Genomic DNA, 18533 nt, shown 5'->3' with positions numbered 1-18533 from the left:
CCTGACTATCGTCCAGACCCTGCCCGCGCTGGACTCCGGCGGCGTCGAGCGCGGCACCCTGGAAATCGCCCGCGCGCTGGTCGCGGCCGGGCACCGCTCCATTGTCATCTCGCGCGGCGGGCGGATGGTGAAGCAACTGGAAGCCGAAGGCAGCGAACACATCGCCCTGCCGGTCGACCGCAAATCCCTGTCCAGCCTGCTGCAGGTCAGCGCCTTCCGCAAACTGCTGCAGGAAGTCCGGCCCGACATCCTGCACGCCCGCTCCCGCGTCCCGGCGTGGATCGCCTGGCTGGCCTGGCGCAAGCTGCCCGTCAACGATCGGCCCCGGTTTGTCACCACGGTACACGGCCTGTACTCGGTCAGCTTCTACAGCGCCATCATGACCAAGGGCGAGCGCGTCATCGCCGTCTCCGAGACAGTGCGCGACTACATTCGGAAGAATTACCCGCACTGCCCCGACCGCGCGATCCGGCTGATCTACCGCGGCGTCGATCCGGCGGAATTCCCGCACGGCTACCAACCGACAGCCGCCTGGCTGGAGAAATGGCGGACCGACTACCCACAACTGACCGGTAAAACCATCCTGACCCTGCCCGGCCGCATCACCCGCCTGAAAGGCCACGAAGCCTTCATCACCCTGATCGAACGCCTCAAGGCCCAAGGCTTGCCGATACACGGCCTCATCGTTGGCGGCGCCGAAGCCAAAAAACAGGCCTATTTACAGGAAATCGAAGCGGCCGTGCAACAGCGCGGCCTCGGCAACGACATCACCTTCACCGGCCACCGCAGCGACATCCGCGACATCTTCAGCCAAAGCCACATCGCCTTCAGCCTCAGCAGTAAAGCCGAAACCTTCGGTCGCACCACCCTGGAAGCACTCAGCATCGGCACCCCCGTCGTCGGCTGGAACCACGGCGGCGTCGGCGAAATCCTCGCCGCCTGCTACCCGCAAGGCGCAGTCATCAAGGATGACGTCGAAGGACTGATCACCGCCTGTGAAAAACTGGTCCGCGCCCCCGTCACGGTTCCCCCGGTACAAACCTTCCGCCTGGCCGACATGTGCGCACAAACACTGACCGTTTATGAGGAATTAACCCAAAACCGGGCTTAACCATCCACTCAACAGCCCCTAACACGCCTGTCCGAAGCCACTGTTTGAGCCACATGCCCCGAAACGAAGCCAAGTAATCGCATTGGCCCGCCAGCGAACCGTCAGCCCGCGAGTTTGGCGCAGGACAACGGTTTTGCTTACTTTTCCCAAGAGAAAAGTAAGGCCCGCGGCTGGCGGATACCCTCAAAAAAATCTTACCCCTTCGGCAAGGGAAACAACTTCGCATCAAACTCCTCCATCCGCGGAAACCGCAACGGCTCCAACTCATCCAACCGCCCCAGATACGCCTTGTACTCCTCCAGAATCTGCGCCCTTGCCTCCGGCTTCAGATACGGAATGTGATAACCGATAAACGGCGGCAACACCGTCATCCCGGTATAGGCCAGCGTCCCGCGCAAGATCGGCCGCAGCATCCCGTCCACCAGCTCGCCGTGAATCGCCTCCGGCCCGAACATATGTTCCCGACCGCCCAGCGTCAGCGTCACCAGCGCCTTCTTGCCCTTCAGGCCGCCCTGGTCATAAAAACGCATGCCGCCATAACACAGCCCCGACACCAGCACCCGGTCAAACCAGCCTTTCATCATCGCCGGCACCGAGAACCAGAACAGCGGAAAATTGAAAATCACCAGATCGGCGCGCTTCAGCTTTTCAATCTCGGCGGCGATGTCCGGCGCAATCGACCCGGACTCGTAGCCATGACGCTGTTCCAGCGCATAGGTCATGTACTCCGGATTCTTGCGGCCGGAAAAATCCGCGTCGGACGCCACCGGATTCCAGCCCATGGCATACAGATCCGACACTTCCACCGTATGTCCGGCGGCGGTCAGGGTCTCCGCCGCCAGCGACTTCATTGCTGTGTTGAAGGATTGGGGTTCGGGATGGGCATGCACAATCAGGACATTCATGGAATCGGCTCGGTCTTGTCAGTGAAGAATGGCAAGGATTTGACCACAAATGCCCGGCCCCGACAATTGACGGCAAAAAGAAGTCCGGACGACCCGAAATGCCATTTCCCGCCGCGCGCAACAATGCTAAACAGAAGCACCGCTTTCCGACCGAGACCATAAGATCATGGATTACCAGACCCTGCGCTACGAGACTGCCGACCGTATCCTGACCCTGACGCTGAACCGCCCCGACCAACTCAACAGCTTCACCGTCGAAATGGCGAACGAGCTGGAACACGCCTTCCGCCGCGCCAGCGAGGATGATGACGTCGGCGCGATTGTCGTCACCGGCGCCGGCCGCGCCTTCTGCGCAGGCATGGATCTCAGCAAGCCCGGCAATGTTTTCGGTCTGGATGAAAGCCAGCGCCCCACCGTCGCCGACATGCACACCCGGCTGGACGACCCCGCCATCCATGACGGCGTGCGCGACACCGGCGGCCGCGTCACGCTGGCCATTTACGATTGCAAGAAGCCGGTCATCGGCGCCATCAACGGCGCAGCGGTCGGCATCGGCGCCACGATGACGCTGGCCATGGATATCCGCCTCGCCTCGGAAAAGGCGCGGATCGGCTTTGTTTTCGGCAAGATCGGCGTGGTGCCGGAAGCCTGTTCCAGCTGGTTCCTGCCGCGCATCGTCGGCATCCAGCAGGCATTGGAATGGGTCTACAGCGGCGACATCCTTGACGCCCAGGAAGCCCTGCGCGGCAAGCTGGTCAAGGCCGTGGTGCCGCCGGAACAGTTGCTCCCGGAAGCCTACGCCCTCGCCCGCAAGTTCATTGCCAACCGTTCCCCGGTCGCCATCGCCTTCGCCCGGCAGATGATGTACCGCAACGCCGCGCAACCGCACCCGATCGAAGCCCACCGCATCGACTCGCTGGCGATGTTCTACACCAGTCTCGGTGATGGCAAGGAAGGCGTGCAATCCTTCCTGGAAAAGCGCGACCCGCAGTACACCGGCAAGGCCAGCGACATGCCGCCGGTCTACCCGTGGTGGAAATGATCGGAAACCCCGACCGGCGGGCGCCGCCTTGCTTGCGCCCGCCCCGAAAATCCCGACAATAGGCCGCAGCCCATTACCGGAATCCGCTCCATGCCCATGTCCTGGGAACGCCTGCTCAACCCCGCCCGCCTCGGCAGCCGCAAGGCGCATGATGAAACCGCGCGCAGCCCTTTCCACAAGGATTACGACCGCATCGTCTTCTCGGGCGCGTTCCGGCAGCTGAACCGCAAAACGCAGGTGCATCCGCTCTCGCTGCATGACACCGTCCACACCCGGCTGACCCACAGCCTGGAAGTGTCCTGTGTCGGCCGCAGCATGGGCATGCTGGCGGCGGAAAAGATCCGCGACCGCCTGCCCGAACGCATCAATCCGGCCGACATCGGCGCCATCATCCAGGCGGCCTGCCTCGCCCACGACATCGGCAACCCACCCTTCGGCCACGCCGGGGAATACGCCATCCGCGACTGGTTCCTCCACGCCGGGCAATCCTCGCTGATTGCGTGGCTGGCACCCGCCCAAGCCGCCGACCTCTGCCAGTTTGAAGGCAACGCCCAGGGCCTGCGCATCCTCACCCAGCTGGAATACCACCCTGGCCAGGGCGGCATGCGCCTGACCTACGCCACGCTCGGCGCTTACCTCAAGTACCCGTGGCTGTCGCAACCGCTGACCGGCGGCGTCGCCAGCCACAAGCGCGCCAAATTCGGCTGCTACCACACCGAAAAACAGATCCTCACCACCATTGCCGAACAGCTGGGATTGATCCAGCATGGCGAATACCGCTGGTGCCGCCATCCGCTGGCCTACCTGATGGAAGCCGCCGACGACATCTGCTACACGCTGATCGATCTGGAGGATGGCATCACGCTGGGCATGCTGCGCTACGAGGAAGTGGAACCCCTGTTCCTGCAACTGCTGGACGACCTGCCCTCGCCGCCGGAACTGCGCCAGCCCGGCTCACAGCCGCAGAAGATCGCGGCGCTGCGCGGCAAGGCCATCGAAAAGTTGGTCAATGCCGTCACGGACGCTTTCGCCGACAATCAGGACTTGTTGCTGGAAGGAAAACTGGAAGGCAGCCTGCTCGATTACTGTTCCCCGACACTGTCGGAGGGCATCAACACCGCCAAGCAGCTGGCGCGGGAACGCATCTTCAACCACCCGCAAAAGGCGCAACTGGAACTGGCTGCCTACGCCAGCCTGCATTCGCTGCTGGACTCCTTCTCGGAGCTGGTCGCCTCCGCTTACCGCCAGCAACCGTTGTCCTTCAAGCAGCAGCGCCTGCAGCAACTGCTGGGCGGCCACACCCTGCAACACGACGACCTCTACCTGGGGCTGATGCACATGCTGGACTTCATTTCCAGCCTGTCGGACCACCACGCCCTGACGTTATCGCAAAGCCTGCAAGGCATGCAGTCCGCCGCAAGCGGCTGATTCATCCGGTTTTTTGGCATGAGGCATTGAGAAAATACGCCGGGGTTACTAAGATGACTCCAACTACACAAAAACCACCTGCTGCGACTCACGAGGCAAACATGGCATGCGTTCTGATTATTGATGACTCTCCCACCGAACAGGTCGGCCTGAGCCAGATGCTCCACAAGCACGGTCACAGCTGCACTTTCGCCAGCACCGGCGCCGCCGGCATTAATGCCGCCAAAGCCAGCAAGCCCGATGTCATCCTGATGGATGTGGTGATGCCCGATACCAACGGTTATCAGGCTACCCGCAAAATCAGCACCGACCCGGAAACCAAGGATATTCCCATCATCATCGTCAGCACCAAGAACCAGCCCACCGACCGGGTCTGGGGCCTGCGTCAGGGCGCCAAGGAATACCTGACCAAGCCGGTGGAGGAGTCGGCGTTGATCGCCGCCATTGCCTCAGTCCTGAAATAAGCCGCGAATACCGGCTATGCCCTGGCCGCCGTACCGGTGGGCCAGGGTGACATCCTCCCGGCGCATGCCGCCCAAGGCATACACGGGGACTCCCGCCCCTACCGCCAGACTTCCCCAGCATTCCCAGCCCATACCCGGCATCCCCGGATGGGATGGCGTCTCCCGTACCGGTGACAGCGTCACCATATCCGCGCCCAATCGCCAGGCTTTATCCAGCTCTGCCTGGTCATGGGTGGAAAAGGACAGGTAATGCTCCGCGCCGATCCCTGAATCGCCTCGCCGCCATCCTTCCGGCAAGGCCTTGAGGGTCGAAGCGGTCAGATGCACTCCGTGTCCCGGCAATTGCGCCAACAGATCCGGGCGATCGTGCAACATCAACCGCGCCCCGCAGGCCTGACATAAGCCGGCAATTTCAGCCGCCAACCCGGCATACGACTCCGCGGACAGCGAGCGTGCGCGCAGCAATAGCCATTGGCCCTCCCGCAGGCGCGGCGTTAACCAACCAGGGAGGTCGCCGCCAATATCCAAAGGGTCGGGCGTAATCGCATAAACCTCCGGCAATACCGCCGCCTTCAGGATTGGGGTATTGGCAGCGGGAAAGTCGTATTCCGCCAGCCGCGCCGGCGGCACCCACGCCACCGGTTGCCCTTCCGCGCCGTGGGCCTCGCCGTCAAAGCCGGTTACCCGCCACACCTCCAGCCGCACCGACTTGTCCGGGTAGTGATGCTCCACGATCAGCAGCGGCCGGAATGACGTCGGGGTAATCCCCAGTTCCTCCTGCAGCTCGCGGATCAGCGCGTGCGCGGCTTCCTCCCCGTCCTCGAGCTTGCCGCCGGGAAACTCCCACAACCCGCCCTGATGCTTGTGCAAGGGACGACGGGCGATCAGGATTTCTCCCTGCGGATTATGAATGATAGCGGCAACCACTCTCAGCATGGCGATATTTCCAGCAAAGCCAAATGAAAACTCCCGCCAGAGCGGGAGCCGTCACAACAGAACATCTTGCGGATCAGGACCGGTAATCGGCGTTGATCTTCACATAATCGTACGAGAAGTCGCAGGTCCAGACCGTGTCGCTGGCCTGCCCGCGTCCCAGCACGATACGGATGGTGATTTCGGGCTGCTTCATCACCGCCGCGCCCAGTTCCTCGCGGTAACTGGCGGCCGCGCCGCCGTTCTCGCAAATGCAGACATCATCCAGATAAACGTTGATCTTGCTGACATCCAGTCCCGGCACGCCCGAGCGGCCGATGGCGGCGAGGATGCGCCCCCAGTTGGGATCGGACGCGAAAAACGCCGTCTTGATCAGCGGTGAATGCGCCACGGCATAGGCCACGTCACAGCATTCCTGGGTGTTGCCGCCCTCTTCCACCTTGACAGTAATGAACTTGGTGGCGCCTTCGCCGTCACGGACGATCAGTTGCGCCAGACGCAGGAAGACCCGGCTCAGCGCGGCGCTAAACGCTTCGTAAAGCGCCCCGGAGCGGCTGGTCAGCGGCGTATTGCCCGCCTTGCCGGTCGCCACCAGCACGCAGGCGTCATTGGTGGACGTGTCGCCGTCGATAGTGACGCGGTTGAAGGACTGTTCGGTGACTTCGCGCAGCAATTCTTGCAGGAAGCCGCGTTCCACGGCCACATCCGTCGCCACGAAACCCAGCATGGTCGCCATGTTCGGACGGATCATGCCCGCACCCTTGGAGATGCCGGTCAGTGTGTAGGTCACGCCATCCACCGTAAACTGCTCGGAAGCGCCCTTGGGCAGGGTATCGGTCGTCATGATGCCGGTGGCGGCGGCAGGCCAGTTATCAGCCTGCAACGCGGCCAGCGCGCCCGGCAGGCCCGCTTCCAGCTTGGCGATCGGCAACTGCTCGCCGATCACGCCGGTCGAGAAGGGCAGCACAGCCTCGGCGGGCACGTTGGCCAGCTCCCCCAGAGCGGCGCAGCTGCGCAGGGCGCTGGCCATGCCGGTCGGGCCGGTGCCGGCGTTGGCGTTACCGGTATTGATCACCAGATAGCGGGTCTTGGCGGCGGCCAGATTCTGGCGGGCCACCTGCACCGGCGCGGCGCAAAAGGCGTTGGTCGTGAAGACGGCGGCGGTCTCGGCGCCGTCGGCCAGTTCGAACACCACCAGGTCGCGGCGGTTCTTGTAGCGGATATAGGCTTCGGTAATCCCGATGCGCACCCCGTTCACCGGATGCATGACTGGCATGGACAAATCGCCGACGGCCATGATGACCTCCTCTCCTGGACTGAATGACAGAAGGCCACCCCCGGCATGCCGGGGGTGGCCCATGGGGTTAGCGAAAGCGACGGCTCAGGCGATCTGGCCGTGGCAATGCTTGTACTTCTTGCCGGAACCGCAAGGGCACGGATCGTTGCGGCCAACGCGGGCATCCGCGAACGGATTGGCGGAGGTCGGCTCTTCTGCCGGCTGCAGCGGCAGATTGCCGTCCTCGTCCGGCAAACCGGCAACCTGGGCGTGCTCGAAGTGCATGTCGATCCCGGCGGCTTCGGCGGCCTGCTGGGCTTCCATCATCGCGATTTCTTCCTCGGTAGGAATGGCGATGCGCGACAAGGTCTGGATGACTTCCAGGTTGACCGCGCCGATCAACTGCTGGAAGAGCTGGAAGGCTTCACGCTTGTATTCCTGCTCCGGGTTCTTCTGGGCATAGCCGCGCAGGTGGATACCCTGACGCAGGTAATCCATTGCCGCCAGATGCTCCTTCCAGTGACGGTCGAGGATTTGCAGCATCAGTTGCTTCTCGATGGAATCCGCCACCTCTTCGCCCATGCGGGTGCGACGCTCACGGTAATTCTGCTGGGCGCTTTCCGCAATACGCTTGCGCAGGCGCGTTTCCTCAAGGCTGGTATCCTGTTTCAGCCAGTCGGCAATCGGCAAGTCCAGTCCGAAATCCGCCTTCAGCGACTGCTCCAGACCGGAAATATCCCACTGGTCCTCAATGGTTTGCGGCGGAATGAACTCGGTAATGACCGTATTCATCACGTCTTCGTGCAGGAACTCCATGTAATCCACCAGCGTGGTCGAAGACAGGATGTCATCCCGCTGGCCGTAAATGGCGCGGCGCTGCTCATTGGCGACATCATCATACTTCAGCAGGTTCTTGCGGATATCGAAGTTGCGGGCTTCCACCTTGCGCTGGGCGCCTTCAATGGACCGGGTCACCCAGCGGTGCTCGATCGCTTCGCCGCGCTGCATGCCCAGGGAGCGCATCATGTTACGCACCCGGTCGCTGGCGAAGATCCGCATCAGGTCATCTTCCAGCGACAAATAGAAACGGCTGACGCCGGGGTCGCCCTGACGACCGGAACGGCCGCGCAGCTGGTTATCGATACGGCGGGACTCGTGACGTTCGGTACCGATAATGTGCAGGCCGCCGGATTGCAGCACCTGGGCATGGCTGGCCATCCACTCGGCCTTCAACGCCTCGATCTGCGCCTCGGTCGGGCTCTCCAGCTTGGCGGCCTCGGCTTTCCAGTTGCCGCCCAACACGATGTCGGTGCCGCGACCGGCCATGTTGGTGGCGATGGTGACCGTTCCCGGCCGACCGGCCTGGGCAATGATCTCGGCTTCCTGGGCGTGGAACTTGGCGTTCAGCACCCGGTGCTCGATTTTCTCACGGGTCAGCAGATGCGACAGGTACTCGCTGGTCTCAATCGTCGCCGTACCCACCAGGACCGGAGCTTTCTTGTCCTGGCATTCCTTGATGTCGCGGATGATGGCTTCAAACTTTTCATCCTTGCTCAGGTAGACCAAGTCCTCCAGATCCTTGCGCACCATCGGTTTGTGGGTTGGGATCACCACCACGTCCAGACCATAAATCTGGCGAAATTCCGGCGCTTCGGTGTCGGCGGTGCCGGTCATGCCGGACAGTTTCTTGTACAGTCGGAAATAATTCTGGAACGTCGTGGTGGCGAGCGTCTGGTTCTCGTTCTGGATTTCCACGCGCTCTTTGGCCTCAACAGCCTGATGCAGTCCCTCGGACCAACGACGGCCCGGCATGGTGCGGCCGGTATGCTCGTCAACGATGATGACTTCGTTATCCTGGACAATGTAATGGACATCGCGCTGGAAGAGCTGATGAGCCTTCAGCGCCGCCAGCACATGATGCAGCAACGCCAGCTTGCTGGCGGAATACAGGCTTTCGCCCTCGCCCAGCAGTCCCAGTTCGCCCAGCATGCGCTCAACGTTTTCATAGCCGGTTTCCGTCAGCTCGATCTGGCGATGCTTTTCATCCAGCCAGAAATCGGAACCGTCGGGAACCTTCTCTTCTTTCTGCCGAGTCAGCTTGGGGGCAATGGTGTTGATCATCTCGTACAGGCGGGAAGAACCTTCGCTGGCGCCGGAAATGATCAGCGGCGTGCGCGCTTCATCAATCAGGATCGAGTCGACTTCGTCAATAATGGCGAAGGCCAGACCGCGCTGGAACTTGTCTTCCAGACGGAAGGCCATGTTGTCGCGCAGGTAATCAAAGCCGAACTCGTTGTTGGTACCGTAGGTGATGTCCGCCTGGTAAGCGGCATGCTTTTCCTCATTCGGCTGCATCGAGCGGATGACACCCACCGACAGGCCCAGATATTCAAACAACGGGCGGTTCAGGTCGGCGTCACGGCGGGCCAGATAATCATTGACCGTCACCACATGCACCCCTTGCCCGGACAAGGCGTTCAGGTAGCACGGCAGGGTCGCCATCAGTGTCTTGCCTTCACCGGTACGCATTTCGGCAATACGGCCTTCATGCAGGGTCATGCCGCCGATCAGCTGCACATCAAAGTGGCGCATGCCCAATACGCGGCGGGACGCCTCGCGGCAGACCGCAAACGCCTCGGGCAGCAACTGGTCGAGCGTCTCCCCTTTCTGGAAGCGTTCGCGGAAATCGGTGGTCTTGGCGGTCAGCGCCGCATCATCCAGGCCTTGCAAACCGGCTTCGAGGGCATTGATCGCTTCCACGACCTTGCGCATCCGTTTCAGTTCCCGCTCGTTCTTTGTTCCGACAATTCCGCTTAAAAGGCGTGCAAACATAAAAGCCACTCAATCGATCAATAAGGCAGGCAGTGCGAATCTTGCTGTGGTGGGGACACGAGCGGCACTTTACAAGTCCCAGAAGAAGGACCGGCCAAAACGAGGGGCATTCTAACCTGAATCGGGGAGGGGAAAAATGGGGGATGACAAAAGAGAAAAGAAGAAGCCCGCCGCTGTCGCGGCGGGATACAGCGCTTACTTGCGCAGGGCAAGATGAACAAAGGTCGCCGGGTCGATCTGGCGGTTGTTCTGCAATACTTCGTAATGAAGATGCGTCCCGGTGGATCGCCCTGTATTACCCATCAAGGCGATCAGCTGGTCCTTGGCCACCCGGTCGCCGACACGCGCCAAGAGGCTGCGGGCATGGGCGTAACGGGTCACGTAACCGTTACCGTGATCAATCTCGACCACGTTGCCGTAACCGGTGCGTTCACCTGCATAAACCACCACTCCGGGAGCCACGGCATAAATATCCGTACCTTCCGGCCCGGAAAAATCCATGCCGGGATGGAATGCGGCATGACCGGTAAACGGATCGGTCCGATACCCGAAAGTCGACGTCACCGTACCCTGACGCACCGGCAAATTGCCCAGGTATTGGCGGTTGTCCTGAAGGCGCTTGCCCGCCAGGACGCTGTCCAGCGCCTGCAGTTGGTTTTCACGGCGCTCAATCTCGGAAGACAGCACCTGCAAGCGATCACGGATATCCGGGTGGCTGCCCATGACCGACAAGTCCTGGACCAAAGGACCGCCGGAAGGTCCCTTGGGATCAAAGTTGAACTCGCCGCTCTTGAGGTTGGCGGATTCAGCCAGATGCTGCCCCAACGCATCCAGGCGCATCATACGGGCCTGAAGCTCGGCAATCCGCTGGTTCATCACCTGGATCTGCTGATCACGCGCGACAGCCGGCGCCACGGCGACAGCTGGGATAACGGGTTTGGCGGCAGTGGTCGTATGGTGGGCGCCGACGGCATAGCCGATTGCCCCACCCGCGAGAGAAAGGAAAGCAAGAACCGTAGCAAAAGTGCCCAACGCGGCAGGCGTCAGCCGCAGCGTCAACGGTTTGATGGCGTATCGTCGCCAGGACGGGAATTTCACGGGTCGTGATCTCCTGCTGTTTGCATGGCTGCTGACAGTTCTCCTTGCCTGTCAACTCCGAGCAGAGTAGCCTTTTTACAAGACTTTCCACTTGGGGACTGCGATGCGCTATGGTCGTGCTGCCAGCAGCAACGAGATTTTCACCTCACCGCTGCTCCGGCAACTGCATGCGCAGGCCCGTTTGCTGGCCCGGCTGGACGCGATTGTCGCGGCCCGCCTGACCGTCCTGAAAAACGCCTGCCGTGTGGCAGCCTACAAGGAGGGCGTACTGACGCTAAGCACCGGCAACAGCGCCCTCACAGGACAGATTCGTTACATGCAGGCCAGCCTGCTGGCCAATTTGCGGCAAACACCCGAGTTCGCTGAAATCACGCAAATACGGGTTATCGACTGCGAACCGGCACCGGCCAGAAAACCTGCCAGGCCACCCCTTCCCCCGCTCTCCCACTCCGTCGGGACTCTGTTAAGGGAAACGGCTGACCTGTTGGACGATGCGGAGCTTAGCGAAGCCTTTCGGCGTTTGGCAAGCCATGCGTCGGACAAGCCGACAAGTTGACCGGACGTTCTCCGGCCTAGCATTCATGACAAGTTGTTGAATTAATGGGCGTCCCGCGGCGGCTGGGCGTTGATATACGCGATCGGAGCCTGGTTTTCGTCATCAAATGTCACAATTTCCCAGGCATCAGGCTGCTCAAGAAGGGCGCGCAGCAGGGCATTGTTCAGTCCGTGGCCGGATTTGTAGCCCTTGTATTCCCCGATGATTCCATAGCCCAGCAAGTAGAGATCGCCGATGGCGTCAAGCATCTTGTGGCGCACAAACTCATCTTCGTAGCGCAGTCCATCGGCATTCATCACGCCTTCATCATTCAGGACAATGGCGTTTTCCATACTGCCGCCGCGCGCCAGATTCTTCGACCACAGGTATTCGATGTCCCGCATGAAGCCGAAGGTACGGGCGCGGCTGACTTCCTTGACGTAGGCGGTGGTCGAGAAGTCCACGCAGGCATCCTTGTGGTCTTCATGAAAGGCAGGATGGTCAAAGTCAATGGTGAACGCGACCCGGAACCCGTTATAGGGCAAAAAGGCGGCGTATTTGTCGCCTTCACGGACTTCCACCGGCTTGAGTATCCGCACCAGCTTTTTGGGCGCGTGCTGTTCAATGATCCCGGCGGCCTGCAACAGGAACACAAACGGACCCGCACTGCCATCCATGATCGGGATTTCGGCGGCGCTCACTTCGACAACCGCATTGTCGATGCCCAGCCCGGCCATGGCCGACATCAAATGCTCCACGGTCCCGACTTTGACTCCGTCCTTGACCAGATTGGTGGACATGACGGTATCGTTCACCAGCAGCGCATTGGCAGGGATCTCCACGGGCGGATTGACATCCGTCCGGCGGAAGCGGATACCGGAATCGATTTCGCCGGGCTTCAAGGTCAGATAGACCTTATTGCCGCTGTGCAAGCCGATGCCGGTCGCGCGGATGATGTTCTTCAGGGTACGTTGACGAAGCATTGTGTCAAAATGTTTCAGGAGCAAAATCGCATAGTAACACGTCCCGACCAGAGTGCAAGGCTTGTTGGTCGGCCACTCGGATAAGTGACTGATTTAAAAGCCTTCACAATAATGTTTCCGGCCAAAAAAAAGGACGCCTCAGGGGCGTCCTTTTCGCAACCACCGACCGCGATGTTACTGGTCGGAGTTCTGCTGACGGCGCAGGAAAGCCGGCACATTCAGCAGGTCGCTGGTCTTGGCGCCCGGCGTCGCGGGCTTGGCGGCAGCGGGAGCCGGGGCGCGACGATTGATCGCGGGCTCTTCGTAGTCATCGTAGCTGGGGCGCGGCGCGGGCTGCGGAGCGACCGACGGAGCACCGCCCAGCGGCGCCACACGCGGACGCGACGTAGCGGCCGCCTGAGAACCGGCGACCGCACGGGGGGCGGTCTTGCTCAGGCCGGTGGCCACAACGGTCACACGGATTTCATCACCCAGATCCGGATCCAGAATGGTGCCGATGACCACATTGGCTTCGGAAGAGGTCAGTTGATTGACGATTTCACCCACCGTGTTGTATTCGTCCAGCCCCATGCTTTCGTTCGCGGCGACCGAGACCAGCAGACCGCGCGCGCCTTCCAGCTTGATGTCATCCAGCAGCGGGCTGTGAATAGCCAGTTCCGTGGCGATGCGGGCGCGGTCTTCGCCCTTGGCAGAGCCGGTACCCATCATGGCCAGTCCCTGCTCGGACATCACGGTACGCACGTCGGCAAAGTCGACGTTGATCAGACCCGGACGGGTGATCATGTCGGAAATGCCCTGCACAGCGTTCAGCAGCACGTTGTTGGCGGCCTTGAAGGCCTCCAGCAGCGAAACCTTGCCCAGAACGGTCAACAGCTTGGCATTGGGGATGGTGATCAGCGAGTCCACATGCTGGGCCAGTTCGTCGATGCCGTGCTCGGCCAGCTTCATGCGCTTGCCTTCGAACGGGAATGGCTTGGTGACGACGCCCACGGTCAGGATACCCATTTCACGGGCCACTTCCGCCACCACGGGAGCACCGCCGGTACCCGTACCGCCGCCCATGCCGGCGGTGATGAACACCATGTCGGCGCCGGTCAGCGACTCGCGGATGCGGTCACGATCTTCCAGCGCGGCCTGACGGCCGACTTCCGGTTGTGCACCCGCGCCGAGACCGCGCGTCAGTTCGCCGCCCAATTGCAACAAGGTGGGCGCATTCATCTTCTTCAGCGCCTGCATGTCGGTGTTGGCGCAGATGAACTGAACTCCCTTCAGTCCCGAACGCACCATGTGATCCACGGCGTTGCCGCCGCCGCCGCCGATACCGAAAACCTTGATGACGGCATTGCCGGTGAAGTTGTCGGCGTGATCGTCTGCCATTTGGAAAATACTCATTATGTTACTCCTGCCCAGGAATTATCTTGCCTCGCCCTGCCCCAGCCCACTTCAGAAATGCATTTCCAGCCATTGGCGCAATTTCTGAAACATACCGTTACCACCTGATGTGCTGCGCCGAGTCGGGAGCACCTCGCGCACTTCCAGCAGCTTTTGCTTGCCGAACATCAGGAGACCTACGCCGGTGGCGTAGACCGGATTCTTGAGAATGTCGCCCATTCCACCCGACTTAATGCCGTTGGGCATGCCGATGCGCACCGGCATGGCCAACACGGATTCCGCCAGCGGAGCAGCACCTTCGATTCGGGAGGCGCCGCCCGTCAGGACAATCCCGGCGCCCATGTGTCCCAGCAATCCCGCATGCACCAGCTCTTCCTGGACCATGCGGAAAATTTCCTCGTAACGCGCTTCAACCACGGACGCCAGGAAATGGCGTTGCAGTTTGCGCAGCGGGCGATCGCCCATGCCGGGAACATTGATCATGTCATCCCGGTTTACCAGGCGGGCTTGCGCGCAGGCATGCTTCACCTTAAGTTCTTCCGCTTCTGTGGTCGGCGTATGCAGGGTAATGGCGACATCATTGGTCACCTGGTCTCCCGCCACGGGCAGGATCGCCGTGTGACGCAGCGCGCCGTGGGCGTACACCGCAATATCCGTAGTGCCCGCGCCGATATCCACCAGGCAGACACCCAAATGCTTTTCATCTTCGGTGAGGACGGCATCGGCGGCGGCCAAGGGCTCCAGCACCATGTCGTCAATGCCGATACCGCATCCGCGCACGCACTTCTCCAGGTTCTGCCAGGCGTTCAGGGCGCAGGAAACCATATGGTGATGGCCTTCCAGCCGCACGCCGGACATACCCAGCGGATTACGGACATCGCTCTGCTGGTCGACAATGAATTCCTGCGGCAGCACGTGGAGCACCTTGTGGTCCGGCATGACCGCCCCGGTCTTGGCCGCTTCGAGGACTCGCTCGATATCCGACGGCGTCACTTCACCGTTAGGAATGGCGACAACGCCGTGCAGGTTGCGGCTCATGATATGCGAACCGGCAATACCGACAAACACCGAATGGATGCTGCAGTCCGCCATGCCTTCCGCTTCGCTGATAGCCGCCTGGATTGCCTGGGTGGTCTGCTCGATATTGACGACCATGCCGCGCTTCAGACCGCGCGAAGCTTTCTTGCCGATACCGATCACTTCAAGCAGGCCGTCCTGGGAGACCTGGGCGATCAACGCCACTACCTTGGACGTGCCGACATCAAGCGCCACGATCAGGTCTTGCTGATTATCTGCCATCTTGCGTTGCCACCTGTTCCAGCTTCTTTAATTGATTATTCACCACCGGTACGCTCATGCCGTCTTTCCACGACACGGCAAGCCCGTTCCGGTATCTCAGATCCACGCGGGCAATCCGATCCGCATAAGGTTTCAGTTGCTTTTCATACAACCAGAAGAAACGCTGCAGTTTGTCATTGAACTGGCTCTGGTCAATGATGATCTCCGTGCCGGACGCCAATTTCAGGAACCAGGTCATCCGCTCGGTCAAATGCAACTCGACCACCTGCTGCTTCAATGGCCGGAAACGCTCATTCAGGCTGCGGTACTGTTCCATGACGTATGCCGCTTTCCCGGTGGGTCCGAACAACAAGGGCAACCCGCTGTCGCTTTCACCCGGCTTGGGCTGGAATATCTCGCCACGGGCGCTAAGGTAATTCTTTTCACCCCATCGCGCTACTGCCTTTTTTTCAATCACCAATACCCGGATACCATCCGGCCAGCGCCGCTGCACCGACATGCTTTCCACCCAAGGAGAAGCAATCACGACATCACGGATGGCGACCAGGTCAGTACCGAAATAACTGCCGCGGACGGTCGCTTTCAAACGACGCGCCAATTCGTCCCGATCGGAGGAATTGATGTCCCCTTCCACTTGGATAATGGCCAACGGCGCCTTGTGTACGAGGACGGAATACAGGCCGAACATGCCCCAGAGCAGGGCAACCAGTCCCGCCAGCAGCCAGGCCAGACTGAAAAAGCGACCAAGCACGAGCACCCAATTCCGGAACGGGATGTTCCGGAACGGGTTGCGACTGGCCGGCGCTTGCGATTGCATGATCTTCAGACTCCCGCCCCGTCCAGGGTTTGCGAAAGGATGGCCAAGGCCAGGGTGCTGAAATCCAGACCGGCAGCCCGGGCCGCCATCGGCACCAGGGAATGATCAGTCATGCCGGGAACTGTGTTGACTTCCAGCAGCCAGAAATTACCGTCCTGATCCTGCATCGCGTCGATACGCCCCCAACCGCGCGCGCCAACGGCGGCGAAAGCCTCAAGCGCCAGGGCCTGAAGCCGCGCCTCATCCGCCTCCGCCAGCCCGCACGGGCACAGGTATTGGGTGTCATTGGCATGGTACTTGGCTTCAAAATCATAAAAGCCATGGCTTTGATGCGGTTGCAGGCGGATCACCGGCAGCGCCCGGTCACCCAAAATGACAATGGTGTACTCGCGACCGGTAATCCAGCGCTCGGCAATGATTTCATCATCGAACTGGGCGGCGAAGGTAAAGGCGGGCTGCAAGTCTTCCAGCACTTCAACCTTGCGCATGCCGATACTGGATCCTTCGCGCACCGGCTTCACCATCACGGGCAGCCCCAGCTCCGCAACGACGGCGGCCCAATCGGAGTCAGCCGACAGGCGGCGATATGCCGGGGTCGGCAGGCCGCAGCCCAGCCACAACTGCTTGGTCCGGGCCTTGTCCATGCCCAATGCTGACGCCAGTACGCCGCTGCCGGTGTAGGGCACACCCAGCAAGTCCAGCGCGCCCTGCATGGTGCCGTCCTCACCGCCGCGACCGTGCAAAACGATGAAGGCGCGATCATATGCCGTGACTTCAGCAATCGGGCGTTCGGCCGGATCAAAGGCTTCCGCATTGACGCCTGCGGCCCGCAACGCATCCAGAACGGCCTGCCCGCTGATCAGGGAAATTTCACGCTCTGCCGAGGTGCCTCCGAAAAGTACCGCGACACGTCCGAACTGCTCTTGCTTCACGCTTGCGCTCCTGTGGAATCGGCTGGATCAGGCCGGACGGCTTTCGCCGGCCTGCAGATAGAGTTGGTGGGTAGCCAGATCGGAAGCAATCGCTCCGACATTACCGGCGCCCTGGGTCAGCAGCAGATCATTCGACTGCAGTATCGCCTTAAGCACGGTCGGCAGGTCTTCATGCTGTTGGACAAAAACCGGATTGACCTGCCCCAGCAGGCGGATGCTGCGCGCCAGGGTTCGGCCGTCCGCTCCCGGAATCGGCTTTTCCCCGGCAGGATAGACATCCAGCAGCACCAGCACATCTACATCCGACAGCACCCGGACGAAGTCTTCGAAGCAATCGCGGGTCCGCGTATAACGGTGCGGCTGGAACAGCAATACCAGCCGACGGTCCGGGTAACTTTGACGCGCGGCCTTGATGGTTGCCTCGACTTCGCGCGGATGATGGCCATAGTCATCCACCAGACACACATCACCATCGTCACAGGCAAAACGCCCGTAATGCTGGAAGCGGCGGCCGACGCCCTCAAAGCGGACCAGCGCTCGCTGGATGGCTTCATCGCTGACGCCTTCATCCGTGGCGATGCTGATGGCGGCCAGCGAGTTCAGGACATTATGGAGTCCCGGCTGGTTCAGGGTGATCGCCAACGGTTCACGGCCGGGACGACACACGCTAAATCGGGTTTGCATGCCGTCCTGATGAATATCCACCGCCCGCACATCATTTTCCGCGTCAAAACCATAGGTGATGGTAGACCGACCGATACGCGGCAACAGCGAGCGCACCACAGGATCATCACCGCACACTACCGCCAAACCGTAGAACGGCAGGTTATGCAGGAACTCGATGAATGTGTCCTTCAGTTTTTCGAAGTCACCGCCGTAGGTGTCCATATGGTCGGCGTCAATATTGGTGACCACGGCCGCCATGGGCAGCAAGTGCAGGAAGGAAGCGTCGCTCTCATCCGCCTCGGCCACCAGATAACGACTGCCGCCGAGCTTGGCATTGGTTCCGGCGCTGTTGAGCAGACCGCCGATAACAAAGGTCGGATCCATGCCCGCTTCGGCCAGGATCGACGTTACCAGGCTGGTGGTGGTGGTCTTGCCATGCGTGCCGGCGATGGCAATGCCATGACGCCAGCGCATCAGTTCACCCAGCATTTCAGCGCGGCGAACCAGAGGGATACGCGCTTCGCGAGCGGCGACCACTTCGGGGTTGGCGTTGTCGATGGCGGTGGAAACCACCAGCACGTCCACACCTTCCACATGCGTTGCTTCATGACCAATGAAAATTTTGGCGCCCAGCTTCTGCAGGCGTGCCGTCGTTTCGCCATGCTTGGCGTCAGAACCGGATACCGCATAGCCCTGGTTCAGCAACACCTCGGCAATACCGCACATACCGGCGCCGCCGATACCGACAAAATGAATGCGGTTGACCCGGCGCATTTCCGGGATTTCAATCAAACGACCACGTCCGTTACCTTGGCTCATC

The 18533-nt window shown here is 61.0% G+C and carries 16 protein-coding genes; 5 read left to right on the top strand and 11 right to left on the bottom strand.

Going from position 1 to position 18533, the window contains the following annotated elements; all coding sequences use genetic code 11:
• The first annotated feature begins 1 nt into the window (after window position 1).
• Complete coding sequence (locus tag EV700_RS16660) at window positions 2-1111, top strand: glycosyltransferase family 4 protein (RefSeq protein WP_130415979.1); 1110 nt, start codon at window positions 2-4, stop codon at window positions 1109-1111.
• A 194-nt stretch (window positions 1112-1305) separates the two neighbouring features.
• Here the strand turns inward: EV700_RS16660 and EV700_RS16655 are convergent, their stop codons facing one another.
• Window positions 1306-2016 carry an NAD(P)H-dependent oxidoreductase gene (locus tag EV700_RS16655; RefSeq protein WP_130415929.1) on the bottom strand — a complete coding sequence of 237 codons (711 nt, stop codon included), beginning with the start codon at window positions 2014-2016 and terminating at the stop codon, window positions 1306-1308.
• Window positions 2017-2182: 166 nt separating this feature from the next.
• On the opposite strand from EV700_RS16655, the gene EV700_RS16650 reads away from it, so the two are divergent.
• From EV700_RS16650 to EV700_RS16640, 3 genes are all read left to right on the top strand, one after another.
• Window positions 2183-3058, top strand: coding sequence for a crotonase/enoyl-CoA hydratase family protein (locus EV700_RS16650; RefSeq protein ID WP_130415927.1), 876 nt, complete (start codon window positions 2183-2185; stop codon window positions 3056-3058).
• A gap of 96 nt (window positions 3059-3154) precedes the next feature.
• A complete protein-coding gene (locus EV700_RS16645; RefSeq protein WP_130415977.1) occupies window positions 3155-4486 on the top strand; it encodes a deoxyguanosinetriphosphate triphosphohydrolase in 1332 nt (443 codons plus the stop codon).
• 101 nt (window positions 4487-4587) lie between these two features.
• Complete coding sequence (locus EV700_RS16640) at window positions 4588-4950, top strand: response regulator (protein ID WP_130415925.1); 363 nt, start codon at window positions 4588-4590, stop codon at window positions 4948-4950.
• On the opposite strand, the gene EV700_RS16635 is transcribed toward EV700_RS16640, so the two are convergent.
• From EV700_RS16635 to EV700_RS16620, 4 genes are all read right to left on the bottom strand, one after another.
• Entirely contained in the window at window positions 4936-5886 is a 951-nt protein-coding gene (locus EV700_RS16635) for a Nudix family hydrolase (RefSeq protein WP_242610303.1), read from the bottom strand. The genes EV700_RS16640 and EV700_RS16635 overlap by 15 nt on opposite strands.
• A 73-nt stretch (window positions 5887-5959) precedes the next feature.
• The gene (gene argJ / locus EV700_RS16630) at window positions 5960-7180 is read right to left on the bottom strand and encodes a bifunctional glutamate N-acetyltransferase/amino-acid acetyltransferase ArgJ (protein WP_130415921.1); all 1221 of its coding nucleotides are present in this window, start codon (window positions 7178-7180) and stop codon (window positions 5960-5962) included.
• A gap of 84 nt (window positions 7181-7264) precedes the next feature.
• Window positions 7265-9991: a preprotein translocase subunit SecA gene (gene secA, locus EV700_RS16625; RefSeq protein WP_130415919.1), complete on the bottom strand. Its 2727-nt coding sequence runs from the start codon at window positions 9989-9991 to the stop codon at window positions 7265-7267.
• A gap of 195 nt (window positions 9992-10186) precedes the next feature.
• Complete coding sequence (locus EV700_RS16620; protein ID WP_130415917.1) at window positions 10187-11089, bottom strand: M23 family metallopeptidase; 903 nt, start codon at window positions 11087-11089, stop codon at window positions 10187-10189.
• 103 nt (window positions 11090-11192) lie between these two features.
• On the opposite strand from EV700_RS16620, the gene EV700_RS16615 reads away from it, so the two are divergent.
• Window positions 11193-11645: a DciA family protein gene (locus EV700_RS16615; RefSeq protein ID WP_130415915.1), complete on the top strand. Its 453-nt coding sequence runs from the start codon at window positions 11193-11195 to the stop codon at window positions 11643-11645.
• Window positions 11646-11686: 41 nt separating this feature from the next.
• Here the strand turns inward: EV700_RS16615 and lpxC are convergent, their stop codons facing one another.
• From lpxC to murC, 6 genes are all read right to left on the bottom strand, one after another.
• A complete protein-coding gene (gene lpxC, locus EV700_RS16610; protein WP_130415913.1) occupies window positions 11687-12607 on the bottom strand; it encodes a UDP-3-O-acyl-N-acetylglucosamine deacetylase in 921 nt (306 codons plus the stop codon).
• Between the two features lie 174 nt (window positions 12608-12781).
• A complete protein-coding gene (gene ftsZ / locus EV700_RS16605) occupies window positions 12782-13999 on the bottom strand; it encodes a cell division protein FtsZ (RefSeq protein WP_242610302.1) in 1218 nt (405 codons plus the stop codon).
• A 51-nt stretch (window positions 14000-14050) separates the two neighbouring features.
• The gene (ftsA, locus tag EV700_RS16600) at window positions 14051-15298 is read right to left on the bottom strand and encodes a cell division protein FtsA (protein WP_130415911.1); all 1248 of its coding nucleotides are present in this window, start codon (window positions 15296-15298) and stop codon (window positions 14051-14053) included.
• Entirely contained in the window at window positions 15288-16115 is an 828-nt protein-coding gene (locus EV700_RS16595) for a cell division protein FtsQ/DivIB (RefSeq protein ID WP_130415909.1), read from the bottom strand. The genes ftsA and EV700_RS16595 overlap by 11 nt, the downstream gene beginning before the upstream one ends.
• Window positions 16116-16120: 5 nt before the next feature.
• Complete coding sequence (locus EV700_RS16590) at window positions 16121-17047, bottom strand: D-alanine--D-alanine ligase (RefSeq protein WP_130415907.1); 927 nt, start codon at window positions 17045-17047, stop codon at window positions 16121-16123.
• Window positions 17048-17074: 27 nt separating this feature from the next.
• The gene (gene murC, locus EV700_RS16585) at window positions 17075-18532 is read right to left on the bottom strand and encodes a UDP-N-acetylmuramate--L-alanine ligase (protein WP_130415905.1); all 1458 of its coding nucleotides are present in this window, start codon (window positions 18530-18532) and stop codon (window positions 17075-17077) included.
• Window position 18533: the final 1 nt, after the last annotated feature.

The sequence above is a fragment of the Fluviicoccus keumensis genome (assembly GCF_004217445.1).
Taxonomy (GTDB): Bacteria; Pseudomonadota; Gammaproteobacteria; order Pseudomonadales; family Moraxellaceae; genus Fluviicoccus; species Fluviicoccus keumensis.
The sequence above is the reverse complement of the archived record's forward strand: the minus strand, read 5'-3'. Positions and strand labels throughout refer to the sequence as shown.

Bases quoted from the DNA above. Each gene is read 5' to 3' on its own strand.
- EV700_RS16655 (WP_130415929.1), bottom strand. From the start codon at position 2,016: ATGAATGTCCTGATTGTGCATGCCCATCCCGAACCCCAATCCTTCAAC.
- EV700_RS16650 (WP_130415927.1), top strand. From the start codon at position 2,183: ATGGATTACCAGACCCTGCGCTACGAGACTGCCGACCGTATCCTGACC.
- EV700_RS16645 (WP_130415977.1), top strand. From the start codon at position 3,155: ATGTCCTGGGAACGCCTGCTCAACCCCGCCCGCCTCGGCAGCCGCAAG.
- EV700_RS16640 (WP_130415925.1), top strand. From the start codon at position 4,588: ATGGCATGCGTTCTGATTATTGATGACTCTCCCACCGAACAGGTCGGC.
- EV700_RS16635 (WP_242610303.1), bottom strand. From the start codon at position 5,886: ATGCTGAGAGTGGTTGCCGCTATCATTCATAATCCGCAGGGAGAAATC.
- argJ (WP_130415921.1), bottom strand. From the start codon at position 7,180: ATGGCCGTCGGCGATTTGTCCATGCCAGTCATGCATCCGGTGAACGGG.
- secA (WP_130415919.1), bottom strand. From the start codon at position 9,991: ATGTTTGCACGCCTTTTAAGCGGAATTGTCGGAACAAAGAACGAGCGG.
- EV700_RS16615 (WP_130415915.1), top strand. From the start codon at position 11,193: ATGCGCTATGGTCGTGCTGCCAGCAGCAACGAGATTTTCACCTCACCG.
- lpxC (WP_130415913.1), bottom strand. From the start codon at position 12,607: ATGCTTCGTCAACGTACCCTGAAGAACATCATCCGCGCGACCGGCATC.
- ftsZ (WP_242610302.1), bottom strand. From the start codon at position 13,999: ATGAGTATTTTCCAAATGGCAGACGATCACGCCGACAACTTCACCGGC.
- ftsA (WP_130415911.1), bottom strand. From the start codon at position 15,298: ATGGCAGATAATCAGCAAGACCTGATCGTGGCGCTTGATGTCGGCACG.
- EV700_RS16595 (WP_130415909.1), bottom strand. From the start codon at position 16,115: ATGCAATCGCAAGCGCCGGCCAGTCGCAACCCGTTCCGGAACATCCCG.
- murC (WP_130415905.1), bottom strand. From the start codon at position 18,532: ATGAGCCAAGGTAACGGACGTGGTCGTTTGATTGAAATCCCGGAAATG.